Here is a 21,609-nt window from a genome sequence, read left to right as displayed (position 1 = left end):
GCCCTTCGAGTCAACGCGAAAGGCAGCGGAAATGCCGTGCGGCGCTGATTTGCGGTCCTGATCTAGCCCTGATCCGACCGCCCGTGCAAAGACGGAGCGACGTTGCAGACAGAGGCCCTTCGATGACCCAGACTGAAGCCGGTGGCACGACCGACCGCCGCGTGACCGCCGCCCGACGGATCGTCGCCCACGTCGCTGAGCACCTGCAGGCCGACCTTTCGCTGCGCCTGTGGACCGGCGAGGTCCTGCCGCTGGGGCCCAATGCGCGCGACGACATCCAGATCGTGGTCGCGCGCCCGTCGGCGGTGCGCCGCCTGCTGTTGAAACCCGGCCTGATGACCGTGTTCGAGATGTTCGGGACCGGCGACGTGCGGATCGAGGGCGGCAGTCCGCTGGACGCCGCCGACCGCTGGGATCACGGCCGCGCCGTTCACCTGGCCTCCAAGCTGGACAAGGTGCTGCTGGCCAGGGAGGCCCTGCCCTTCGTCATGGGAGGATCGGACGCGGAGGCGACCGAACTGCCGGCCTGGGATTCGACGGGCAACGACGGCATCGGGGCCGAAAAAGCCGGGCGCAGCGACCAGGATTTCATCCAGTTCCACTATGACGTCGGCAACGACTTCTACGCGCTCTTCCTGGACCCGGAGATGGTCTATTCCAGCGCCTACTTCACCCGCCACGACGCGACGCTGGAGGCGGCGCAGGAAGAGAAGCTGCACCGCATCTGCAAGAAGCTGCGGCTTCAGCCGGGTCAGCGCTTGCTTGACGTCGGCTGCGGCTGGGCCGGTCTGTCGTGCTGGGCGGCGAAACACTATGGCGTCACCGTCCACGGCGTGACCCTGTCGCAGGCGCAGCTGGATTACGGTCGGGCCAAGGTGGAGCGCGAGGGTCTGTCCGACCAGATCACCCTGGAGCTGAAGGACTATCGCAACGTCGAGGGCCAGTACGACGCCATCAGCCAGGTGGAGATGTTCGAGCACGTTGGTTTCGCCAACCACGAGCGGCACTTCCTGGAGATGAAGCGGCTGCTGAAGCCCGGCGGCCTGTATTTCCACCAGGCCTCGGTGCGGCGCGGCGGCAAGGATCCGATCAAGCCGACCGACACGACCAAGGTCATCACCCGCTTCATCTTCCCCGGCGGCGAACTGGACACCATCGGCATGACGGTAACCAACCTGGGTCGGCTGGGCTTCGAGACGCTGGACGTCGAAGACATGCGCGAGCATTTCGAGCTGACGCTGAAACACTGGGAAGACCGGCTGTATGCCCGGCGCGAGGACGCCTATGCCATGGTCGGCGAGGCCCGCACCCGGCTGTGGTTGATCTATTTCGCCCTGTTCAAGAAGGGCTTCGAACGCGGATCGGTGCTGGTCTATCAGACCGTCGCACAGAAGCGCCGTCCGGGGCCGAGTGGCCTGCCGCTGGACCGCGCCAGCCTCTACGCCTGATCCGTCCACTCTCTGCCGGAGCTGTCATGCTGAAGTCCCTGCTCGCCGCCGCCCTCGCCCTGAGCGCCCTTGCGACGGCGGTACCCGCCTCGGCCGGTGAGCCGGTCTATACGGTCAAGGCCTGTCCGGCGGAGTGGCCCACGGGCGGGCGGAACGTCGAATGCGGCACCCTGACGGTGGACGAGACACGCGGCGATCCGCAGACGCGCCGCATCGATATCGCCGTGGCGCGGGTGCGGGCGTCGGCCCCCTATCGCGATGCGAATGGGCAGGCCCTGCCGCCGGTCGTGGTGTTTCATGGCGGGCCGGGCGGGTCGCTGATTTCCGGCGTCGGGCGTCGGCTCGGTTTCTATGCGGCTCAGCCGGATCGCGCAGGGCCGCTGGCGGCCATCGACCAGGACTGGATCTATTTCGACCAGCGCGGCGGGGGCCAGGACAAGCCCTCGATGGATTGCCCCGGGGCCCAGCTGACCGACGCGGGTCCGCCGTCGGACGCCGACGCGCAAAAGCTGATCGACTGCCTGAAGGGCTACGCCGACGCGGGCGTGAACCTGTCGCAATACAATGCCGCCGTGATCGCCGCCGACGTGGCGGACATGGTCGAAGCGATGGACCTGAAGCAGATCGACCTGTTCGGCGGATCCTATGGTCCGCGGATCGAGGCCGCCGTCATCACCCATGCGCCGCAGGTGGTTCGCGTGGCCGTGATGGACTCGCCCTGGCCGCCCGAGGGCAACTGGGCCGTCCATACGCCGGAGCAGGTCTCCACCGCCGTGCAGATCATCCTGGCCAAATGCGCGGCCCAGACCGATTGCGCCGCCCGACATCCCGATCTGCAGACGCGGTTCAACGCCAATGCGCGCGACTGGCTGGCCGGCCCGCAGACGGGCAAGGACGGGGCGGCGTTCACGGTCGACGATCTGGCGGCCTTCCTGATGGACACGACCTATTCGGGAACCGGGGTTCGAAACCTGCCCGCCGATCTGGAAAAGATCATCGCCGGGGACCTGTCGCCCGTCGCGGCCATCGCCGAGAACCGGACCTACTATTTCGAGGGCCAGCACATGGCGCACCTGTGCAAGGAAGAACTGCCGTTCGAGTCCAAGGCCGCCCTGGCCGCCGGAGCCGCGGGTGACCCGGTCGCCGAAACCCTGGTCCCCGGCCTGTCGCGCCTGTTCGACGTCTGCGCCGCGATCGACGTCGGCACCGCAGACCCCGTTGAGAACGCCCCGGTCCACACGACCATCCCGACCCTGTTCATCGCCGCCGAGATCGACCCCGGATGTCCCCCGCCCCTGACCCGCGCGGCCGCCGCCCACTATCAGGACAGCCAGGTCATGATCGTCACCAACGCCACCCACGGCGTCATTGGCCAGAGCCCGTGCGCCGCCCGCGCCGCCCGCGACTTCCTGCGCGATCCGACAAAGCCCGTAGACCAGTCCTGCCTGCCCGGCGCCGACACACCGCTGGTCTTCACGGAGGAATGATCCACTCTCCCTCGCCTCTTTGCGGGGGAGGGGGACCGCGACGCGCTTGCGTCGTGGTGGAGGGGGCGGCCCCAGACACGGTGATTGCTTTCGCCCCCTCCACCCCGTCGGCCAAGCGGCCTCCGCGGTCCCCCTCCCCCGTTTGCTGCGCTCCGGGTGAGGATTCTCCTCGACCGTTATAAAGTAACACGTTATACGGCGATCAATGTCGCCGTCCGCCGCCCTTGAAGAGCCGGTCCTGTTGTCGCTTCTGGGCGCCGGGTTTGCGGCCGCCTTCCTGCACGCGGCCCTGCCGACGCACTGGCTGCCCTTCGTGCTGGTCGGGCGGGCCCAGCGATGGAGCCTGGCCAAAAACCTGCTGGCGGTCGCGGCCGCCGGTCTGGCCCATATCGCCACCACGGCCGTGGTCGGCAGCTTGATCATCGCGGCGGGCATGGCGCTGGACGAGGTCGTGGCCGGGCTGCTGCCGCATCTGTCGGCGGTGCTGCTGTTCGGGTTCGGCGGTTTCTATCTGATCAAGGCCTTTGTGCGCAGGCCAGCGATGGCGGGGGGGCCGGCGCTGGATCTGGCCGAGCCCACGGTGTCGCACTCCGCAGCCTTCTGGGGGCTGGTCGCCGTCATGGCCCTGTCGCCGGGCGAGGTGCTGCTGCCCATCTATATGTCGTCGGCGCAGGAAGGGGCGATGGCGCTGGCCCTGCTGACCCTGGTGTTCGCGGTCGGCACGGTTCTGGGCATGGCGACCTTCACGACCCTGGCCCGCGCGGGGGCGTCGGTGCTGAAACTCGAGCGCTGGGCGCGGTACGAGGGGGCGATCCTGGGCGTCGCATTGATCGCGATCGGGCTTCTCGTCGTGCTGCATCAGCACTAAGGCTGGTCGCATGGCCGACCACGCGCACGATCATCACGACCATGGGCACGGCCACGGCGGGCACGGTCATGGGAGCCATGGGCATTCCCATGCCCAGGTGGACACGGGCGACTGGCGCTATGGCGTCGGCCTGGTCATCAACCTGGCCTTCGTGGCCTGCGAGTTCGGGGCCGGGCTCTTCAGCGGCTCGACGGCCCTCCTGGCCGATGCCGGGCACAACCTGTCGGACGTGCTGGGCCTGGCCATGGCGGGCGGGGCGGCGGTGCTGGCAAGGCGCGCGGCGGGCAGCCAGCTGACCTATGGCTTCGGCAAGGCGACCATCCTGGCGGCCCTGGCCAATGCGCTGCTGCTGATCTTCGCCTGCGGGGCCATCGCCTTCGAGGCGGTGCAGCGGCTGGGCAATCCGGCACCGGTCCAGTCCGGCATCATCATGATCGTGGCGGGCATCGGCTTCGTCATCAACCTGGCCACGGCGCTGCTGTTCATGCGCGACCAGCATTCGGACCTGAATGCGAGGGGCGCCTATCTGCACATGATGTCGGATGCGGCGGTGTCGGTGGGGGTGGTGATCTCGGGCGGGATCATCATGCTGACCGGCTGGTCGATCCTGGACCCGCTGGTGTCGATCGTCATCGTGGCGGTGATCCTGTGGGGGACCTGGGGGCTGCTGAAGGATTCCGTCGGCCTGGCCATGGACGCGGCCCCGGCCTCGGTCGACGTGGCGGTGGTGCGGTCGGGCCTGGCCGCGCTGCCCGGGGTCACGGCGGTGCACGACCTGCACGTCTGGGGCCTGTCCACGACCCAGACCGCCCTGACCGCGCATCTTGTGCACGACCGGGGCGACCCGCGCGCCCTGTTGGTCGAGGCCCAGACCCTGGCCCGCGACCGGTTCGGCATCGGCCACACGACGCTGCAGCTCGAGACCGACGTGATGCCCGACTGCCCGGACTGCTAGGCCCGCCTTCCTAGTCGACGCAGAGGGTCGGGCCGGCCTTGCCGTCCTCGATCGGGGTCTGGCAGCCGAACCGGTTGCTGTCGGCCTGACACACGCCCGCGACGGAAGCGCCCGGCGCGAGGGCCGAGGCATCGCCTTCGTAGCGGCAGTCGCCCTGGCACTGGTCGCCGTCGGTGCAGCGCTTGCCCGCGTCGGCATAGCGGACCACGCACTGCATCGTCTGCAGGCGGCCGACCCGCTGCATCGTCCCGTTCCGCGCGGCACAGGCGGCTGCGGCGGACTGGCCACTCGTCCCGCCATCGGGGGTCTGTCCCGCCATCGGCGTGCAGGCACTGGCCATCAGGGCAAGGGTCGCGATCCGAAGGCGCATGTGTGGTCCTTTATTCATTGGCCGATGTCGCCCTTGGCGAATCCGGTCCAGACGTCGTCGTAGTCGAGCTGCATCGTCGGGGTGGTTTGCGCCCATTCCGTGGTGCGGATCGGGAAACGCGTCTCGAACATGAAGGCCAGGGTGTTTTCCAGCTTGTGCGGTTTGAGCTCGGCCGCGACCGCCTTGTCGTAGGACGCCTGATCCGGGCCGTGGCCGCTCATGCAGTTGTGCAGCGACGCGCCGCCAGGGGCGAACCCACCCTCTTTGGCGTCATAGGCCCCGGTCACCAGCCCCATGAACTCGCTCATGACGTTCCGGTGGAACCAGGGCGGGCGGAAGGTGTCCTCGGCCACCATCCAGCGCGGCGGGAAGATGACGAAGTCGCAGTTGGCCGTGCCGGGCGTGTCCGACGGACTGGTCAGGACGGTGAAGATGGACGGGTCCGGGTGGTCGAAGCTGACCGTGTTGATCGTGTTGAACCGCGCGGTGTCCCAGCGATAGGGCGCGTTGTTGCCGTGCCAGGCGACGACGTCTAGGGGGCTATGGGCGAAGGTCGTGACCCACAGCCGCCCGGCGAACTTCTGGATGCATTCGGTCGGGCGATCCACGTCCTCGAAGGCGGCGACCGGGGTCTCGAAGTCGCGTGGATTGGCCAGGCCGTTGGAGCCGATGGGGCCGAGGTCCGGCAGGCGGAAGGGCGCGCCGTAGTTCTCGCAGACATAGCCGCGCACGGGGCCGTCGCATTCGACGCGGAAGCGGACGCCGCGCGGGATGACGACGATATGGCCGGGCTGGGCATCGATGCGGCCGAATTCGGTGACGAAGGTTTGGGCCCCCTCCTGCGGCACGATCAGCAGCTCGCCGTCGGCGTCGTAGAAGACGCGGTCCACCATCGACCGGTTGGCGGCATACAGGTGGATGCCCACCCCGACCTGCGCCTCCGCATCGCCGTTGCCGCCGTAGGTGACCAGACCCTCGACCCAGTCGGTGGCCTCGGTCGGCAGCGGCAAGGGATCCCAGCGCATGCGGTTGGGTGATGGCGGCGCGTCGTGGAACGGGCCGGAGCGGATCAGGCCCTGACCGAACGGCTGATAGGCAGGGTGCTGGGCCGAGGGGCGCAGGCGATACAGCCAGCTGCGGCGATTCTCCGACCGGGGCGCGGTGAAGGCGGTACCGGAAAGCTGCTCGGCATACAGACCCATCGGCGTCTTCTGCGGCGAGTTGCGGCCGATCGGCAGGGCACCGGACACGGCCTCGGTGGCGAAGTGGTTGCCGAAGCCGGTCAGGTAGGTCGCGCTGTGCTGCGTCATGCGTGTCGTCTCCCGGGGAGGGGTTTAGGCCGGGAAATCCTCACCCGCAACGCGGGGGAGGGGGACCGCGACGCGCTTGCGTCGTGGTGGAGGGGGCGGAAACACGCACCGTGTCTGGGGTCGCCCCCTCCACCCCCGCGCAAGTGGCGCGGCGGTCCCCCTCCCCCGTTCGCTGCGCTCCGGGTGAGGATTTAAAGCCTAATACCCCCCTGCCCTCGCCAGCTTTTCGGCATGAAACCCGGCGTCGCCCAGCAGTTCGTTCAGCACGCGGACCCGCTTCATGTAGAGGCCCACATCGTATTCGTCGGTCATGCCGACGCCGCCATGCATCTGCACGGCCTCCTGCACCGCCAGCTCGGCGACCTTGCCGGCCTTGGCCTTGGCGACGGAGACGGCGAGGTCGCACCTGTCGGCCCCCGCATCGAGGCGTTGCAGCGCGCCCAGCACGGCGGCCTTGGCCAGTTCCAGCTCGGTGAACAGATGGGCGGCGCGGTGTTGCAGGGCCTGGAACTCGCCGATCGCCTTGCCGAACTGCTTCCTGCCCCGCAGGTATTCGACGGTGGTCAGGAAGGCCTGATCCCCCGCGCCCGTCAGACAGGCGGCGGCGCAGGCGCGGCCGAGGTTCAGCGTGCCCTCCAGCGCCGCATCACCCCCGTCGACCTGTCCGATCACGGCGTCGGCGTCGACCTGGACGTCGGTCAGAACGATGCGGGCGGCGTTGTGGGCGTCGACCATGACGGTGCGTTCGATCTCGATGCCTGAGGTCTTCGGATCGACGAGGAACAGGGTGGTGCCGGTTTCCGTCTTCGCGGCGACGATCAGGGCGTCGGCGATATGGCCGTCCAGCACGAAGCCCTTGGCCCCGTTCAGCTTGAAGCCGTTGCCGCTGCGGATCGCGGTGGTGGCGATGCGCGACGGCTGGTGCTTGGGGCCTTCGTCGATGGCGAGGGACAGGATGGCCTCACCCGCCGCGATCCGGGGCAGCCAGGCGGCCTGCTGCTCGGCCGAGGCGGCGTCGATCAGGATGCGGGCGGCCAGGATGGACGAGCCAAAGAAGGGCGACGGGGTCAGGGTGCGGCCCAGCCCTTCCGCCACGATCCCCGCCTCGACCGCGCCGAGGGCAGAGCCGCCGTGCTCTTCGGGGATGATGACGCCGGCGAAGCCCATCTCGCCGAACGCCTTCCACAGGTCGCGAGAGAGGCCGTCGGCGTCCTTGGAGTCCCGTAGGTGGCGCAGGTGGGCGATGGGCGCGTTTTCGCTGAGGAAGCCGTCGGTGGCCTCCTTCAGCATGGTCTGCTCTTCGGTAAGGATCAGGGGCATCTTGTTTTTTCCACGCCGTCATCCTCGGACTTGATCCGAGGATCGGATGTTGAGCGGGCTGTGCGTCGCCTTCGTCGCACGAGCGGCGGACCGTCCGATCCTCCGATCAAGTCGGAGGATGACGGCTTTGGGGTTCTTACGCCCCCGGCAACTGCAGCAGATGCTTGGCGATGATGTTCAGTTGAACCTCGGACGTCCCGCCCTCGATCGAATTGGCCTTGGTCCGCAGCCAGTCGCGGGCGGCCGTGCCCTTTTTCGACCGATCGCTTTCCCACTCCAGCGCGTCGGAGCCGCCGGCGGCCATGGCCAGTTCGTTGCGGCGCTTGTTCAGCTCCGAGCCGTAGTATTTCAACATGGAGGCGATGGCGGGCGAGACCTGTCTGGCCTTCACCTGATCGCCGACCCGCTCCATCGACAGGCGGAAGGCGGCGACGTCGATGTCGAGGTCCGCGATCTTGGCCCGCAGCATCGGCTCGTCCAGACGGCCCGTGTCGTCGAGCCCGATGGAATCGACGGCGACATGACCGATGGGGCGGCCCATGTCGCCCATGCCGCCAATCATGGTGCGTTCGTGGGCCAGCAGCGCCTTGGCCACGTCCCAGCCCCGGTTCAGCGTGCCGACCAGGTTTTCCTTTTCCACCCGCACGTCGTCGAAGAAGGTCTCGCAGAAGGGGGACTTGCCGCTGATCAGGGTGATCGGCTTGGTCGTCACGCCGGGCGTCTGCATGTCGAACAGGACGAAGCTGATGCCCAGGTGCTTGGGGGCGTCCGGGTCGGTGCGGACCAGGCAGAAGATCCAGTCGGCCTTGTCGGCATAGCTGGTCCAGACCTTCTGGCCGTTGACGATCCAGTGGTCGCCGCGATCCTCGGCCCGGGTCTGGAGACCCGCCAAGTCGGAGCCCGCGCCGGGTTCGGAATAGCCCTGGCACCAGCGGATCTCTCCGCGCACGATTTCGGGCAGGAAACGCTTCTTCTGCGCCTCGGTGCCGAACTGCAGCAGGGCCGGGCCCAGCATCCAGATGCCGAAGGACGACAGCGGCGACTGGGCGTCGATGCGGCGCATCTCGCTGGCCAGCACCTTGGCTTCCTCGCGGCTCAGCCCTCCGCCGCCGTATTCCGTCGGCCATTCCGGCGCGGTCCAGCCGCGTTCGCCCATGACCTCCATCCAGCGCTTGTGGGCTTCTGTCTTGAAGGTGGCGTTGCGGCCGCCCCAGACGCGGTCCTCGTCGCTGTCGATGGGGCCGCGACATTCGGCCGGGCAGTTCGCCTCCAGCCAGGCGCGGGTCTCTGCGCGGAAGGTCTCCAGATCGGCCATGGTCGTCTCCCTGACGTCTTCGGGTGCGTCTCAGGCCGTCAGGCTAGCAAAGAAACTCGCCTGACGTAGCGTCACTTGGAGGGCAGGAACGGCGAGAAGGTGATGACGGTGAAGGTATCGCGGATGTGGGGTCGGGTCTGGACCGATTTCGTCACGAAGGTGCCGATGTCCATCTCCTTCGGCAGCTGGAACTTGGCCAGCAGGTCGTACTGGCCCGAGGTGGAATAGACCTCCGAGACGTTTTCCACATTGTCGACCATGTCGGCGGCGACGTCGTTGGCGTGGCCCAGCTCGCATTTGATGAAGACGAAGATGGCGGTCATCATGGCGGAGGTCCGAGGGTCGAGGGACGAGGGACGAGGGTCGTGCTTCTCCCCTACACGCGACCGGGAGGGTAAGACGAGAGATGCCCCAGGAAAATTCGACCCTCGACCCTCGACCCTCGGCCCTCGACAACGAAGCCGAATACAACAACCGCGCGGCGGTGCCCGACCACCCCGTGCTGATGGGCCGGTGGAAGGCGGCGGCGGAGGCCGCGCGCGCGGCGCATCCGCCGACGACGCTCGCCTATGGTACTGGCGAGCGTGAGGTCATGGACCTGTTCGAGGCGAAACCAGACGCGCCGATCGCGGTCTTCATCCACGGCGGCTACTGGCAGGCGCTCGACAAGGACTGGTTCAGCGGTCTGGCTCCTGCCCTCAAGGCCCACGGGATCAGCCTGGCCATCCCGTCCTATGACCTTTGCCCGACCGTGCGTCTCGGCGCGATCGTGCGGCAGATGGAAGTCGTCGCCGATCAGGTGCGGGCGCGGTCAGGGCGGCGGCCCGTGGTGTTCGGGCATTCGGCGGGCGGCCATCTGGCGGCCTGTCTGCTCAGCCAGGGGCGGGCGTCGGCGGCGGTGGCGATCTCTGGCGTGTTCGACCTGGAGCCGCTGATCCCGACCTCGATCAACACGGCGCTGCGTCTGGATGCGCCCGAGGCGGCGGCATTATCGCCCATACGATGGCCGGTTCCGAACGGCTCGACGCCGGGCGGCACGGTGCTGGACTGCGTCGTCGGCGGGGCGGAAACGTCGGAATTCATCCGCCAATCGAAAGACATGGCCGATCATTGGGGCGCACGGGGCGTCGAGACCCGTTTCGAGGCCCTGCCCGGCCTGAACCATTTCACCGTGCTTGAACCGCTGACCGATCCGGACAGCGCGCTGGTCAAGCGGATCGTGGAGCTGGCGACGGCGTAGGCCCTCGCAATCCGCGCGACCAATCGCCACTATAGAGCTTCGCAGCAGGGGCGGGCGTGATGGCGGAACCGACGGGAATGGGGCTGGGGCACGCGGTGGCGCTGCTGGCCGTGACGGTCTTCGCCGTGCCGCTGTTCAAGCGGTTCGGGTTGGGGGCGGTGCTGGGCTATCTGGCCGCCGGTCTGGTCATCGGCCCGTTCGGCGTCGGCATGATCCAGGACACGGAGAGCGTGCTGCACGTCGCCGAGCTGGGCGTCGTCATGTTCCTGTTCATCATCGGGCTGGAGATGCGGCCCGCGCGGCTGTGGAGCCTGAGGAAGGACATCTTCGGCCTGGGCGCCTTGCAGGTCGTGGTGTGCGCCAGCCTGCTGACCGCTGCGGCCATCGCCTTCGGCCTGCCCTGGTACGCCGGGCTGATCATCGGCTCAGGGTTCGCCCTGTCGTCCACCGCCATCGTCATGCAACTGCTGGAAGAGCGGAACGAGAACAACGAGAACGACGGTCAGCGGGTGGTGTCGATCCTGCTGTTCGAGGACCTGGCCATCGTGCCGCTGCTGGCCATCGTGGCGATCCTGGCCGGTCAGTTCGGGACGGCCATCGAAAACCCCCAGCCGATCTGGATGACCATCGGCTTCGCTCTGGCGGCCGTGGCGGCGGTCTATGTGATCGGGCGATGGGCGTTGAACCCGGCATTCCGGCTGCTGGCCCGGTACGGCGGACGCGAGGTGATGACGGCGGGGGCGCTTCTGGTCGTGCTCGGCGCGGCCTGGGCCATGGACCTGGGCGGTCTGTCGATGGCGATGGGCGCGTTTCTGGCCGGGGTCCTGCTGTCGGAATCTACGTTCAGAAACCAGCTGGAGGCGGATGTCGAGCCGTTCCGGGGCATCCTGCTGGGCCTGTTCTTCCTCAGCGTCGGCATGTCGCTGGACCTGACCGTCGTCGCCCGCGACTGGCCGATCGTGCTGGGCGGCGTCGCGGCCTTCATGGGGGCCAAGATGGTCGGCGTCTATTCGGTCGCCCGGTTCATGAAGGCCGGCCACCCCGAGGCGATGAAGCGCGCCGCCCTGATGGGCGAAGGGGGCGAGTTCGCCTTCGTCCTGTATGCCGCCGCCCTGGCGGCCGGGCTGTTCGACGCGCGCACGGCCGCCATCGCCTCGGCCGTGGTGATCCTGTCGATGGCGCTGACCCCCGTCAGGATGCTGATCGCCGACCGGTTGAAGTCGCGCGAGACGGTGTCCATGGAAGGCATCGAGGAGGCGCGCAACCTTCAGGAGCGCGTGCTGGTCATCGGCTTCGGCCGCTTCGCCCAGGTCGTTTGCCAGCCGCTGCTGGCGCGTGACGTGGACGTCTCGATCGTCGACATCGACGTGGACATGATCAAGGCCGCCGGGAACTTCGGCTTCAAGGTCTATTACGGCGACGGGGCGCGGCTGGACGTGCTGCGGTCCTCCGGCGCGGCGGATGCCGAGACCATCCTGGTCTGCGTCGACAAGCCCGAGACGGCGGACCGGATCGTCGAACTGGTCCAGTCCGAGTTCCCCCTGACCAAGCTGTTCGTGCGCGCCTATGACCGGGGTCATTCGCTGCGGCTGATCAAGGCGGGAGTGGAATATCACATCCGCGAGACCTTCGAGAGCGCCCTGGCGTTCAGCGAGCATGTCCTGATGGACCTGGGATTTTCCGACGAGGATGCGCGCGAGGCCGTCGAGGACGCGCGTCGTCGGGATCAGGAGCGGCTGACGCTACAAGTCGCCGGTGGCCTGCAGGCCGGCCGCGAACTGGCCCGCGGCAATGCCACGACGCCTGAACCCGCGCCCTATGTGAAGCCGCGCCGCGAAGGTCGTGCGCTGAACGACGAGGCCGAGGTGATGATGGTCGCCGAGGAGATGGAGACGCGCGAGCAGGAACAGGCCTGACCGGCCACCGGGACTGTGGCGCTTTCGGCACAGGGCGGTTCGGAAGCGTCGCCGTGCGCCCGAACGGTGAAACTTCGCCGTCGCCCGCCCGTTTTTCGATCAGGAGACTGAACGATGCCCAAGACCAGCACGACGACCAACAAGCCCGACCTTCGACTGGTGTCCGCCGAATCGGAGATCTACGACCTGATGCGCGCGCCGCAGACGACGGCCGAGCGCGTCCAGCGCCTGCAGGCCGAGGCCCGCGCCCTGGCCGTCGAACAAGTCGAAACGCTGGAGCGGTTGCTGCTTCAGGCCGCGACCATGGCCGAGGAAATCTCCAAGGGTGGCGACGCCTATCCGGTCGGCGCGCGCGAGATCGCGTCGCGTCTGGCCGAAGACCTGCCGTCCAGGGCCGGGAGCATCAAGGCCATCGTGTCGCGGGCGATCTGAACCTCGCATCCGGATCGCCGCGTTAACCGTATTCCCCTGTGAAGACCGGCGAAGGGGTCGGTGTGGAGGGGCATCCATGACATCTTCATTGGCGATCGTGCGGGCGGATCGCGACGATCCGGCGCGCGAGCCGAGTCACGGCGAGAGGGTCAGAAGCCTGCAGGCCGAGACCTTGGCGGTGACCCACGATCACATCGCCGAGCTGGCGGCGGCGGTGGAGCGGATGACAATCCTGGCCGAAGAGATCGCGATGGGGGATCGAGCTATCCCGCGACCGTTCGCGAGGTCGCGCGCCGCCTCGGCCAGGAAGCACCGGTCGCCAGCCGGACGCTACGCGCGGCTCTGGCTAGGTTCTGAATACAGGCGTTGGCGCAGCCGCTTCGCCAGGCGGAACAGCAGCACCGCCAGAACGATCATCAGCACCGGCACCAGAATCGGCAGCACGAAAGCCAGCATCACAGTCAGGAAGCTGAGTACGTCCTCGATCAGCGACAGGATCGGATTGCCGATGCCGCCGGTGGTCGCGGTCGAGGTGAGGCGCGCGCCGCCCTGCGCCGCATTGAAGGCGAAGGCGGTGGGAGCACCCACGATCAGCCCGGCGATCGCGGCCGTGGCGGGATCGAGACCTGCGAAGACGCTGCCCGCAGCGACCGCCCCGGCCACGGGCCGGGTGAAGGCTCCCAGCACGTTCAGGCCGTGATCGACGACGGGGATCTTGTCGCCCGCGAACTCCACCACCGCCGCGACGCCCAGCGCGGCGATGGCGGGCCAGTCGGCCAGCCAGTGCATCTGTTCATTCAGGTGGATGCCGAACAGGCCGAACCGTGCGGCCAGGGCCAGCATCAAGAGGGGAAGAAAAGTGCGCAGGCCCGTCGCCGACGCCAGGCCAAGACCCAGCAGGGCGGGCAGAATCCAGGTCTGCAGCGGTCCGGCGACCGAGCCCAAATCCATGCTGTTCATCCAGGCCTCCACCGCGGCCTCTCGCCGTCGTGACCATAATGCCCCGGAACCGGTCCCGGGTCCGTAGCCTTTCTGAGGTCAGCCTCAGGAGAGCCTCATGGACGACCGTTTCACCCCCGCCGCCCAAGACATCGCCGACAACGAACGCGCGATCCAGGCCGAGATCGACGCCAAGGCCAAGGAAGGCGAAGGCGGCGACCAGAAGACGAACGCAGTGCAAGCGGGCGCGCGCAGATACCCCGAGCCGCCCTTCCCGAAGCAGCACCAGACCAAGCCGGGCGACGAGGCCGCGCTGGACCCCGCTCCGATGTATGACGCGCCCTTCTGGAAGGGATCGGGCAAGCTGGAGGGGTTCGCGGCGCTGATCACAGGCGCGGATTCGGGCATCGGTCGGGGCGTGGCGGTCCTGTTCGCGCGCGAGGGGGCCGACATCGTGATCTGCCACCTGGATGAGGACGATGACGCCGCCGAAACCAAGCGCGCGGTCGAGGCCGAGGGTCGCCGCGCCATCGTCCTGAAGGGCGACGTGGCCGATCCGGCGTTCTCGAAGATGGCGGTGGACGAGACCATCAAGGCGTTCGGTCGCCTCGACGTCGTGGTGCCGAACGCGGCGTTCCAGGAGCACGTCGACGCGTTCGAGGACCTGACGTTCGAGCATTTCGACCGCACGCTGAAGACCAACCTGTATGGCTATTTCAACCTGGCCCAGGCCGCCGTCCCTCACATGAAGGCGGGCGGGGCGATCGTGATGACGGGATCGGTCACCGGCCTGTTGGGCAACAAGGATCTGCTGGACTATTCGATGACCAAGGGCGGCATCCATGCCTTCGCCCGCTCGCTGGGCACGCATCTGGCCCCGCGCGGAATCCGGGTGAACGTGGTCGCGCCCGGCCCGGTGTGGACACCCCTCAACCCCGCCGACAAGCAGGCCGAGGGCGTGTCGAAGTTTGGGGCGGACACGGTGATGAAACGCCCGGCCCAGCCTGAGGAGATCGCACCCGCCTACGTCTTCCTGGCCTCGCCCCAGATGTCGAGCTTCATCACCGGAGAGGTGCTGCCGATCATCGGGGGATATGCGGGGGGATGAGGCAGAATGTCTCCTCCCCGCTCGCCGCTTGGTGAATGGGGAGGAGACATATCATCTTACGCCAGCACGTCGCCCTGGTCGGGGTGGCGCTTGAACCACGCGACGGCGTAGCCGCAGCGGGGGATCAGTTTGGTCCCCTCGGCTCGCGCATCATCGGCCAGGTTCTGCATGAATTTTCCCGCCGCGCCCGATCCACGCAGGGCGTCCTCGGCTTCGACATGAAGGATGGCCCGGCCGCCCGAACCGTCGGCATAGTCGGCCCAGACACGGCCGCCTTCGAACGCCTGTTCGTAGCGTCGGTCGGCGGAAAGATCCTGGAAATCGGACATGGCTGCTCCTGACTGAGAGGGGAAAACCCGCGCCTGACGCGGTCGTTCCGCCTCAGGTCGGTGGGCGATCACCCAGTAGCGCCAGCAGACCCAGCACGCTCTTGACCGTGAACCAGACGCTGAGAAGGAACCACAGCGCCAGGAACAGCAGCAGGAACGGGATGCCGATCAGCACGATCGAGGCGAAGGCGCTGACGACGATCAGGACCCAGGTGGCGATGGTCCACCAGAAGACCGACCAGAACAGCGAAATCTGCGCCTCGATATGCTGGCGCGCCAGGCCGGTGGCAGTCCCACGCGCCGCATAGGCGACGACCAGTCCGACCAGGACCAGCACGTTGGCGCTGGGAATCGACAGGATATACAGGCCCCAGGCGATCAGGGCGGCGGGCTTGCCCTCGGCTTCGTGACCAGCGGCGAGGCGGGGTTGAGATGCGTCGGACATTCTGCGGCTCCTAGGCCAGGAACCAGCCGCGCGGATCGCGGACCGGCCGTCCGGCCTTCAGGGTCAGAACGCCGCTGGCCCCCCGAAGGATCATCCAGACCGCTACGATGAAGAGCACGAACACGCCCAGACCCACGGCGATCAGGATGGCTCCCAGCAGGGCCGCGACCGCCGCCGTCCACAGCGTCCGCTGCTGGTACATGAAATGACTGGCGGCGATTTGCTCGGAAGGCCCCGGGCGACCGGTGACGGCCAGCAGCGCGATCAGGACCGAGACACCCAGCGTCGGCACGGCGAACAGGATCAGGGCGTAGACGGCATACAGTCCGTTGCTGCCGGTGACTTCCTTGGGGGGAACCACGGTGCGACCGTCCATGCGGATCGAACCCGCAGCCGTCGGCGTTTCGACCGCCCAGCTGGGCAACGGGGCGGGTTGGGGCGGCGCGACCGTCGGCTCCGGCTCGCGCCAGGACGAGGTCTCGACCGGTGAAGCAGGCTGGGCTTCGGGGGCGGTGGGGACGGGTTGGCGGGGGGTCGGTTCCGGGGACGCGAACAGCTCGGGCTCAGGTTCCATCGCCGACGCGTCTGCCGCATCGGGCAAGGGGGTCGGCTCAGGCGCGGATTCGGGCGCGGGAACGACACGCGGACGGCCCTGCAGGGCGGCGGCCGAGGAAAATCCCACCAGATCGTCGTGTTCGACGGCCGGATCGGTCGGCTTGGGGGCGTCTGGATCGCCGTGTTCGGCCATCGGAATCCTCGAAGGTCAGGTGCGGCGACAATGGCGGTCCGCCCGCCCCTAGGCAAGGCATGGTGGTTGGGCCGGGCCTTATCCTACAAGTCGTTGATGCTCATGTCGGGCCGATCCATCCAGCTGCCCGCCGCCCAGGCGCGCTCCGCCGCGCTCAAATGCTCGCCGACCACGATGGTGTTGGTCGGCGTCTCCTCCAGGGCCAGCTCGACGCAAGCGTAGGGCGAGCCGTCGTCGGCCAGGATGGCGTCCAGCTTGCGCCGCAAGGCGATGGCGAAGGCCTCGGTCGTGGGATCACCCGCGAACACCATGATCTGACCCAAGCGATGCGGCTCGTGCGCCTTGAACCAGTCCAGCAACGGATCGTCCGAGCCGACCTGAAACGCATGATCCACGGCCCCGTCGATGAAACCGTGCCAGCGCTTCTTAAGCGTCTCGAACGAGGCGACGTAGTTCGAGCCGCCGAAGTCGATCGCGGCATCGGTGGCCAAGGTCACGGTGACGAACTCATTGTGCCCATGCGGCACGGCGCACCGCGACCCCGCATCCGCCAGCAGGCGGTGGGCCATGGAAAACCGGCGGGTGAAGCGAACCTGGGGCATGAGAGCGCGCTATGTGTTGCCAAAGGCGCGCGAACGCAAGGTTCAGCGGCCATTCGTCCAGTGGACGAGCCCCTCAGCGCGCGTAACGCAGCTCGCACCCGGCCCCGGCGGCGGCCTCGAGGGCACCCGGCTTGTCGACGCGCACCATGACGGCCCACACGCGCGGATCGGTCAGGCAGTCCAGCGCCAGCCGCTCGGCGAAGGTCTCGACCAGACCAACGTGGCCCTCGGACACGATGCGGCGACAGGCATTGGCGACGGTCTCGTAGTTGATCGTGTCGGCCAGGCCGTGGACCTGGACGGGCCCAAGCTCCAGCCGCACGTCGATCAGCAGGGTCTGCAGCCGGCCGTGTTCATGGTCATAGACGCCGATGCCGGCCTCCACCTTCAGACCTTCGACAAAAATGGTCAGGCCTTCTCGGCGGGGTTCTTGGACGGTGGCCACGGTTTCAGGACTCCGGCGCGATATCGGGCGTGCGCCACGCCAGGTGCTGACCCCCGTCGACGGCGATCATCTGGCCGGTCACGGATCGGGCATGGACCAGATACAGGACGGCCTCGGCGATCTGATCGGGCGAGGCTCCGTGGCGCAGCGGCACGGCGGCGGCCTCGGCTGCGAACTCCTCGTCCGACTGATGGATGGACTTCAGCGTGGGTCCGGGCCCGACGCCGTTGACGCGGACGCGCGGGGCCAGCGCCTGGGCCAGGGTGCGCGTCGCCCACCACAGGCCGTTCCGCGAAATCGCATAGGAGATGAAGCGGGGATCGGGCTTCAGCACCCGCTGGTCCAGCAGGTTGACGATGGCCGACCCGTCCGGAGCCTGGTCGGCGAAGGCCTCGGCCAGCACGACAGGGGCGCGGAGGTTCGTCTCGATGTGGGCGTCCCAGGTTTCGCGCGACAGCGACCCGACGCGGTCGTCCTCGAACACAGAGGCATTGTTGACCAGCACCGACAGCGAGCCGAGGGCGGCCGAGGCTGCGGGGATCAGGGTGCGGACGTCGGCTTCGTCGGTCAGGTCCGCGGCCACGACGGCTGCACGACGCCCCAGGGCGCGCACTTCGGCGGCGACCGCCTCGGCCTCGTCTTTCGAGTCGCGGTGATGGATGGCGACGTCATGGCCACGATGGGCCAGGGCCAGGACGATGGCGCGACCGATGCGGCGCGCGCCGCCGGTGACCAGCGCTGCCGCCAAAGGTGTGTCAGTCAACCCGGCCGAACTCGAACAGGTTCACAGCAGCGAGCACGACGACGAAACCGATGATGATGCCGAGGGCGATCATGGAACTCTCCTGTTCAGGCGGTGCGATACAGCGGCCGGTCCGCCTGTTCAAGCCGAACGATCACGCGGGTTGCGGCGTTCCGTCGCCTGCATTCCCGCCCTCGCCCGGATGACGCCCCGCGCGCTGGGGCAGCAACAGGATCAGGACCAGGATCACGACCGCCAGAACGGCCGAGGCGACGGGGCGGCTGAAGGCCAGACCGCCGTGATCGACCGGCTTGTCCAGAAAGTCGCCGACGACCGCGCCCAGCGGCCGGGTCAGGATGAAGGCGGCCCAGAACAGCAGCACCCGGTTGACCCGTGTCCACAACGCCAGCCCGGCGACGAGCGCCAGCAGGCCGCCGAAAACCACCGCCGCGCCCAGATAGCCGAGCCCGCCGGTGTCGGCCGTCCAGTCGCCCAGCGCCGTGCCCAGCGTCTGGGAAAGCGTGATTGTGACCCAGTAGAAGGCCTCGGCCCGGGGCGTGCTGACGGTGTCCGACGCGATCGACCCCAGCGTCAGCCGCCAGGCCAGCAGCGAGGCCAGGACAGCCGCCAGCAGCAGGGCCGACCCGCCGGTATAGCCGATGCCCAGCGACCGGGTGGCGAAGTCCGCCAGGGTCGTGCCCGCCGTGGTCGAGGCGATGATCGTCGCCCAGTACAGAAAGGGATGAAATCGCCTGGCCATGATCTGGGCCGCGACCAGGACGATCAGCACGGTCATGAAGATGGCCGTGCCGGTCAGATAGCCCAGCCCCATGGTCATGCTGACCGTGTCGCCGCCGGTCTCTCCCAGCGTGGTGGCGAGGATCTTGATCAGCCAGAAGCCCGCCGTGATGGCCGGGACCTTGGACAGGATTTCGCGGGTGTCAGGGTTCACGGCAGCATGCTCCGGGTTCGATGGTCAGGCTTGGTCCCCGAACACGGCTTTGTCACGGCGAATTTTCCGCTCCGACGATGCGGATGCCTTTGGCCACGGCGGCAGAGCCTGCCATGCTGGTGGACATGCCTTGGCGCGCCCGAATCGAGCCTTTCACCCGCCCTCTGTTCTTCGCCTTCTCACGGGCGACCCGGGGCATGACGCTGGGCGTGCGGGCGGTGGCGGTCGACGATCGGGGCCGCGTCATGCTGGTCAAGCACACCTACTTGGCCGGCTGGTGGCTGCCGGGCGGCGGCGTCGATCGGGGCGAGACCTGTCTGGATGCCGCCGCGCGCGAACTGTTCGAGGAGACGGGGCTGAAGGCCACCGCGCCCGGACACCTGCTGTCGCTGCATTCCAACGAGCGATTCTTTCGCGGGGACCATGTCGCGGTCTATCGGTTCGACGCCTTCACGCCCGGCGAGCTGACCCATCACGGAGAGATCGCCGAGACCGGTTGGTTCGACCCCGCCGATCTGCCCGTCGATGCCCACCGATCCACCGTCGCGCGGTTAGCCGAGATTTTCGGCGGCGCGAGCGTCGATCCGAACTGGTAGAGGCACGCCATGAACTTCGCCCCTTATCTGGCCATGCTGGCCGTCGTCCTGGCCGGCGGCGCGACCGCGCTTCAGGCCCCGACCAACGCGCGGCTGGCCTCTGCCGTGGCCAGCCCGGTCAATGCGGCCTTCATCTCTTTCGCCGTGGGTACCGCCGCGCTGGGGATCATCGCCGCCATCCTGCACACCCGGCCGGACATGGTCGCGACCAAGGCCCTGCCCGCCTATGCCTGGTTCGGCGGGCTCTATGGCGCGATCTTCGTCGTGGCGGCGGCCTGGGCGGTGCCCCGCCTGGGGGTGGCCATGACCATCACCCTGATGGTGGCGGGTCAGCTGCTGCTGAGCCTGGTGCTGGACCATTTCGGCGCCCTGGGCGTGCCGCAGAACCCGATCAGCCTGACGCGGATCGCGGGCGTCGCCCTGGTCATCGGCGGCGTGCTGCTGGTGCGGCGGGGCTGAGTCTGTAACCGTTTCCGGGCCGGGGGCGAACCGGGGCTGACCTGTCCGGAGCCCTGCATGACCACGCCATCGACCCTCGACGCCCGTCCCGCCCTTGATGCGAGGGCCGCCCTGCGCCTGGGGATCGTGCTGATCCTGCTGGTGTTCGGCTATATGAAGTTCCTGCCCTATGAGGCCGAGGGCGTGCAGGGCATCGCGGAACACTACTGGCTGTTCGGCTGGATGTATCCGCTTCTGGGCGTCCAGGGCGCGTCGAATGTGATCGGGGTGCTGGAGGTTTCGGCCGGCGTTCTGATCGCCGTCGGCGGCCGATTTCCGCTGGCGGGCCTGGTCGGCGGGCTGATGGGCACGGCGACCTTCCTGGTGACGCTGAGCTTCTTCTTCACCGCGCCGGGCATCGTCGAGCCCGGCTACAGCTTCCCGGCCCTTGGCGGGACCGGTCAGTTCCTGGCCAAGGACATCGGTCTGCTGGCCATTTGCGTGTTCCTGGCGCTCGACGCGCGGCAAAGACTGACGCAAGCGACGACCTGACGAAGCGGCGCGGGGATGCTATCGCCCATCCCATGTCCGCTCCCCTTCCCGATGCCGGTCGAAACTGGGTCGATGCCCGCGCGCCCGAGGGGCTGAAGCCCTGGCTGAAGCTGGGCCGGTTCGACCGGCCGATCGGCATCTGGCTGCTGCTGCTGCCCGGCTGGCAGGGGATCACCCTGGCCATCGCGCAATATCAACGCGCGCCAGAGCTCAGCGACCTCTGGCTGTTCATCGGCTTCGGCATCGGGGCCTGTCTGATGCGGGCGGCGGGGTGCGCGTTCAACGACATCGTCGACCGGGACATCGATGTGCAGGTGGCCCGCACGGCACAGCGACCGATCCCGTCGGGCCGGATCAGCGTGAAACAGGCCTGGGGATTTCTGGTCGCCTGCAGCCTGATCAGTCTTCTGATCCTGCTGACGTTGAACCTGACCGCGGTGCTGCTGGGCGTCGGATCGCTGGCGCTGGTGGCGGCCTATCCGTTCATGAAGCGGATTACCTGGTGGCCGCAGGCGTGGCTGGGGCTGACGTTCAACTGGGGCGCGCTGATGGGGTTCGCGGCGGCGGCGGGAATCCTTCCGTTCTTCGCCTGGGCCTATGCCAAGACGATGATGGCGACGGGCCAGTGGCCCATCTTCGACACCGTTCCAGGCGTGAACGGTTCGCTGACGGCCGCAGCCGCCCTGCTCTATCTGGGCGGGGTGTTCTGGACGCTGGGATACGACACCATCTACGCTCTGCAGGACATCGAGGACGACGCCATGGTCGGGGTGAAGTCCACGGCCCGGCGTTTGGGCAAGGACATCAGACGCGGCGTCGCGGTCTTCTACACGCTGGCGACCCTGTGCGCCGTGGCGGCGGGGGTGGCGGCCGGACTGGGTCTGGGCTTCTTCGTCGTGCTGGCGGCCTATGGCGCGCATTTCGTCTGGCAGGTGCGGACGCTGGTGCCCGAGGACGGGGCGCTGGCGCTGCGGCTGTTCAAGTCCAACCGCGAGGCCGGGCTGATCCTGCTGGCGGCGATCGCTCTGGGTGGGCTAACACTGTCGCTCTGA

At 68.1% G+C, this 21,609-nt stretch carries 26 protein-coding genes; 12 read left to right on the top strand and 14 right to left on the bottom strand.

Annotated elements, in window-relative coordinates; all coding sequences use genetic code 11:
* Positions 1-122: 122 nt before the first annotated feature.
* From AC1DW4_RS00915 to AC1DW4_RS00900, 4 genes are all read left to right on the top strand, one after another.
* Complete coding sequence (locus AC1DW4_RS00915; protein ID WP_477015355.1) at positions 123-1,448, top strand: class I SAM-dependent methyltransferase; 1,326 nt, start codon at positions 123-125, stop codon at positions 1,446-1,448.
* Positions 1,449-1,474: 26 nt separating this feature from the next.
* Positions 1,475-2,935 (top strand): alpha/beta hydrolase, encoded by a 1,461-nt coding sequence (locus AC1DW4_RS00910; protein ID WP_477015354.1) that lies wholly within the window; start codon positions 1,475-1,477, stop codon positions 2,933-2,935.
* 205 nt (positions 2,936-3,140) lie between these two features.
* Positions 3,141-3,803, top strand: coding sequence for a hypothetical protein (locus tag AC1DW4_RS00905; protein ID WP_477015353.1), 663 nt, complete (start codon positions 3,141-3,143; stop codon positions 3,801-3,803).
* Between the two features lie 10 nt (positions 3,804-3,813).
* On the top strand, positions 3,814-4,758 hold the full coding sequence (locus tag AC1DW4_RS00900) for a cation diffusion facilitator family transporter (RefSeq protein WP_477015352.1): 945 nt from the start codon (positions 3,814-3,816) through the stop codon (positions 4,756-4,758).
* Positions 4,759-4,768: 10 nt separating this feature from the next.
* Here AC1DW4_RS00900 and AC1DW4_RS00895 read toward each other — a convergent pair whose 3' ends face one another.
* From AC1DW4_RS00895 to AC1DW4_RS00875, 5 genes are all read right to left on the bottom strand, one after another.
* Positions 4,769-5,128, bottom strand: a complete 360-nt coding sequence (locus AC1DW4_RS00895) for a hypothetical protein (protein ID WP_477015351.1) — start codon at positions 5,126-5,128, stop codon at positions 4,769-4,771.
* Between the two features lie 14 nt (positions 5,129-5,142).
* Positions 5,143-6,438, bottom strand: coding sequence for a homogentisate 1,2-dioxygenase (gene hmgA, locus AC1DW4_RS00890; RefSeq protein WP_477015350.1), 1,296 nt, complete (start codon positions 6,436-6,438; stop codon positions 5,143-5,145).
* 198 nt (positions 6,439-6,636) lie between these two features.
* Positions 6,637-7,758 carry an acyl-CoA dehydrogenase family protein gene (locus AC1DW4_RS00885; RefSeq protein ID WP_477015349.1) on the bottom strand — a complete coding sequence of 374 codons (1,122 nt, stop codon included), beginning with the start codon at positions 7,756-7,758 and terminating at the stop codon, positions 6,637-6,639.
* A gap of 136 nt (positions 7,759-7,894) precedes the next feature.
* A complete protein-coding gene (locus AC1DW4_RS00880; RefSeq protein ID WP_477015348.1) occupies positions 7,895-9,073 on the bottom strand; it encodes an acyl-CoA dehydrogenase family protein in 1,179 nt (392 codons plus the stop codon).
* 71 nt (positions 9,074-9,144) lie between these two features.
* Positions 9,145-9,399, bottom strand: a complete 255-nt coding sequence (locus AC1DW4_RS00875; RefSeq protein ID WP_013268338.1) for an Lrp/AsnC family transcriptional regulator — start codon at positions 9,397-9,399, stop codon at positions 9,145-9,147.
* Positions 9,400-9,479: 80 nt separating this feature from the next.
* Between AC1DW4_RS00875 and AC1DW4_RS00870 the strand changes: the two genes are divergently transcribed.
* From AC1DW4_RS00870 to AC1DW4_RS00860, 3 genes are all read left to right on the top strand, one after another.
* Positions 9,480-10,313 (top strand): alpha/beta hydrolase, encoded by an 834-nt coding sequence (locus AC1DW4_RS00870; protein ID WP_477015347.1) that lies wholly within the window; start codon positions 9,480-9,482, stop codon positions 10,311-10,313.
* 59 nt (positions 10,314-10,372) lie between these two features.
* Positions 10,373-12,229 carry a monovalent cation:proton antiporter-2 (CPA2) family protein gene (locus AC1DW4_RS00865; protein ID WP_477015346.1) on the top strand — a complete coding sequence of 619 codons (1,857 nt, stop codon included), beginning with the start codon at positions 10,373-10,375 and terminating at the stop codon, positions 12,227-12,229.
* A gap of 114 nt (positions 12,230-12,343) precedes the next feature.
* On the top strand, positions 12,344-12,661 hold the full coding sequence (locus AC1DW4_RS00860) for a hypothetical protein (protein WP_477015345.1): 318 nt from the start codon (positions 12,344-12,346) through the stop codon (positions 12,659-12,661).
* A 330-nt stretch (positions 12,662-12,991) separates the two neighbouring features.
* Here the strand turns inward: AC1DW4_RS00860 and AC1DW4_RS00855 are convergent, their stop codons facing one another.
* Positions 12,992-13,621, bottom strand: a complete 630-nt coding sequence (locus AC1DW4_RS00855) for a DUF4126 domain-containing protein (protein ID WP_477015344.1) — start codon at positions 13,619-13,621, stop codon at positions 12,992-12,994.
* Between the two features lie 97 nt (positions 13,622-13,718).
* Between AC1DW4_RS00855 and AC1DW4_RS00850 the strand changes: the two genes are divergently transcribed.
* Positions 13,719-14,708: an SDR family oxidoreductase gene (locus AC1DW4_RS00850; protein ID WP_477015343.1), complete on the top strand. Its 990-nt coding sequence runs from the start codon at positions 13,719-13,721 to the stop codon at positions 14,706-14,708.
* Between the two features lie 56 nt (positions 14,709-14,764).
* Here AC1DW4_RS00850 and AC1DW4_RS00845 read toward each other — a convergent pair whose 3' ends face one another.
* The 8 genes from AC1DW4_RS00845 to AC1DW4_RS00810 form a co-directional block, all read right to left on the bottom strand.
* The gene (locus AC1DW4_RS00845) at positions 14,765-15,037 is read right to left on the bottom strand and encodes a GNAT family N-acetyltransferase (RefSeq protein ID WP_477015342.1); all 273 of its coding nucleotides are present in this window, start codon (positions 15,035-15,037) and stop codon (positions 14,765-14,767) included.
* Positions 15,038-15,089: 52 nt separating this feature from the next.
* Positions 15,090-15,482 carry a hypothetical protein gene (locus AC1DW4_RS00840; protein ID WP_477015341.1) on the bottom strand — a complete coding sequence of 131 codons (393 nt, stop codon included), beginning with the start codon at positions 15,480-15,482 and terminating at the stop codon, positions 15,090-15,092.
* 10 nt (positions 15,483-15,492) lie between these two features.
* Positions 15,493-16,230 carry a DUF4870 family protein gene (locus AC1DW4_RS00835; RefSeq protein WP_477015340.1) on the bottom strand — a complete coding sequence of 246 codons (738 nt, stop codon included), beginning with the start codon at positions 16,228-16,230 and terminating at the stop codon, positions 15,493-15,495.
* Between the two features lie 83 nt (positions 16,231-16,313).
* A complete protein-coding gene (locus AC1DW4_RS00830; RefSeq protein WP_477015339.1) occupies positions 16,314-16,832 on the bottom strand; it encodes a 6-pyruvoyl trahydropterin synthase family protein in 519 nt (172 codons plus the stop codon).
* 73 nt (positions 16,833-16,905) lie between these two features.
* Complete coding sequence (gene folB, locus AC1DW4_RS00825) at positions 16,906-17,277, bottom strand: dihydroneopterin aldolase (RefSeq protein ID WP_477015338.1); 372 nt, start codon at positions 17,275-17,277, stop codon at positions 16,906-16,908.
* Between the two features lie 4 nt (positions 17,278-17,281).
* Complete coding sequence (locus AC1DW4_RS00820) at positions 17,282-18,040, bottom strand: SDR family oxidoreductase (RefSeq protein ID WP_477015337.1); 759 nt, start codon at positions 18,038-18,040, stop codon at positions 17,282-17,284.
* On the bottom strand, positions 18,033-18,164 hold the full coding sequence (locus AC1DW4_RS00815; protein WP_477015336.1) for a hypothetical protein: 132 nt from the start codon (positions 18,162-18,164) through the stop codon (positions 18,033-18,035). The genes AC1DW4_RS00820 and AC1DW4_RS00815 overlap by 8 nt, the downstream gene beginning before the upstream one ends.
* 9 nt (positions 18,165-18,173) lie before the next feature.
* Positions 18,174-18,971 (bottom strand): COG4705 family protein, encoded by a 798-nt coding sequence (locus AC1DW4_RS00810; protein WP_477015335.1) that lies wholly within the window; start codon positions 18,969-18,971, stop codon positions 18,174-18,176.
* A 125-nt stretch (positions 18,972-19,096) separates the two neighbouring features.
* On the opposite strand from AC1DW4_RS00810, the gene AC1DW4_RS00805 reads away from it, so the two are divergent.
* Genes AC1DW4_RS00805 through AC1DW4_RS00790 form a run of 4 tightly spaced genes read left to right on the top strand, consistent with a single transcriptional unit; the run spans position 19,097 to position 21,609 of the window.
* Positions 19,097-19,567 (top strand): NUDIX domain-containing protein, encoded by a 471-nt coding sequence (locus AC1DW4_RS00805; RefSeq protein ID WP_477016194.1) that lies wholly within the window; start codon positions 19,097-19,099, stop codon positions 19,565-19,567.
* A gap of 9 nt (positions 19,568-19,576) precedes the next feature.
* The gene (locus AC1DW4_RS00800) at positions 19,577-20,026 is read left to right on the top strand and encodes a DMT family transporter (protein WP_477015334.1); all 450 of its coding nucleotides are present in this window, start codon (positions 19,577-19,579) and stop codon (positions 20,024-20,026) included.
* 57 nt (positions 20,027-20,083) lie between these two features.
* Positions 20,084-20,557 carry a YkgB family protein gene (locus tag AC1DW4_RS00795; RefSeq protein WP_477015333.1) on the top strand — a complete coding sequence of 158 codons (474 nt, stop codon included), beginning with the start codon at positions 20,084-20,086 and terminating at the stop codon, positions 20,555-20,557.
* Between the two features lie 32 nt (positions 20,558-20,589).
* Positions 20,590-21,609: a UbiA family prenyltransferase gene (locus AC1DW4_RS00790; protein WP_477015332.1), complete on the top strand. Its 1,020-nt coding sequence runs from the start codon at positions 20,590-20,592 to the stop codon at positions 21,607-21,609.

Source organism: Brevundimonas sp. P2_A6 (assembly GCF_056404975.1).
This window is presented reverse-complemented; position numbering and strand designations above follow the sequence as displayed.

Coding starts and splice junctions, on each gene's coding strand:
- AC1DW4_RS00915 (WP_477015355.1), top strand. CDS start 123: ATGACCCAGACTGAAGCCGGTGGCACGACCGACCGCCGCGTGACCGCC.
- AC1DW4_RS00910 (WP_477015354.1), top strand. CDS start 1,475: ATGCTGAAGTCCCTGCTCGCCGCCGCCCTCGCCCTGAGCGCCCTTGCG.
- AC1DW4_RS00905 (WP_477015353.1), top strand. CDS start 3,141: ATGTCGCCGTCCGCCGCCCTTGAAGAGCCGGTCCTGTTGTCGCTTCTG.
- AC1DW4_RS00900 (WP_477015352.1), top strand. CDS start 3,814: ATGGCCGACCACGCGCACGATCATCACGACCATGGGCACGGCCACGGC.
- AC1DW4_RS00895 (WP_477015351.1), bottom strand. CDS start 5,128: ATGCGCCTTCGGATCGCGACCCTTGCCCTGATGGCCAGTGCCTGCACG.
- hmgA (WP_477015350.1), bottom strand. CDS start 6,438: ATGACGCAGCACAGCGCGACCTACCTGACCGGCTTCGGCAACCACTTC.
- AC1DW4_RS00885 (WP_477015349.1), bottom strand. CDS start 7,758: ATGCCCCTGATCCTTACCGAAGAGCAGACCATGCTGAAGGAGGCCACC.
- AC1DW4_RS00880 (WP_477015348.1), bottom strand. CDS start 9,073: ATGGCCGATCTGGAGACCTTCCGCGCAGAGACCCGCGCCTGGCTGGAG.
- AC1DW4_RS00875 (WP_013268338.1), bottom strand. CDS start 9,399: ATGATGACCGCCATCTTCGTCTTCATCAAATGCGAGCTGGGCCACGCC.
- AC1DW4_RS00870 (WP_477015347.1), top strand. CDS start 9,480: ATGCCCCAGGAAAATTCGACCCTCGACCCTCGACCCTCGGCCCTCGAC.
- AC1DW4_RS00865 (WP_477015346.1), top strand. CDS start 10,373: ATGGCGGAACCGACGGGAATGGGGCTGGGGCACGCGGTGGCGCTGCTG.
- AC1DW4_RS00860 (WP_477015345.1), top strand. CDS start 12,344: ATGCCCAAGACCAGCACGACGACCAACAAGCCCGACCTTCGACTGGTG.
- AC1DW4_RS00855 (WP_477015344.1), bottom strand. CDS start 13,621: ATGAACAGCATGGATTTGGGCTCGGTCGCCGGACCGCTGCAGACCTGG.
- AC1DW4_RS00850 (WP_477015343.1), top strand. CDS start 13,719: ATGGACGACCGTTTCACCCCCGCCGCCCAAGACATCGCCGACAACGAA.
- AC1DW4_RS00845 (WP_477015342.1), bottom strand. CDS start 15,037: ATGTCCGATTTCCAGGATCTTTCCGCCGACCGACGCTACGAACAGGCG.
- AC1DW4_RS00840 (WP_477015341.1), bottom strand. CDS start 15,482: ATGTCCGACGCATCTCAACCCCGCCTCGCCGCTGGTCACGAAGCCGAG.
- AC1DW4_RS00835 (WP_477015340.1), bottom strand. CDS start 16,230: ATGGCCGAACACGGCGATCCAGACGCCCCCAAGCCGACCGATCCGGCC.
- AC1DW4_RS00830 (WP_477015339.1), bottom strand. CDS start 16,832: ATGCCCCAGGTTCGCTTCACCCGCCGGTTTTCCATGGCCCACCGCCTG.
- AC1DW4_RS00805 (WP_477016194.1), top strand. CDS start 19,097: ATGCCTTGGCGCGCCCGAATCGAGCCTTTCACCCGCCCTCTGTTCTTC.
- AC1DW4_RS00800 (WP_477015334.1), top strand. CDS start 19,577: ATGAACTTCGCCCCTTATCTGGCCATGCTGGCCGTCGTCCTGGCCGGC.
- AC1DW4_RS00795 (WP_477015333.1), top strand. CDS start 20,084: ATGACCACGCCATCGACCCTCGACGCCCGTCCCGCCCTTGATGCGAGG.
- AC1DW4_RS00790 (WP_477015332.1), top strand. CDS start 20,590: ATGTCCGCTCCCCTTCCCGATGCCGGTCGAAACTGGGTCGATGCCCGC.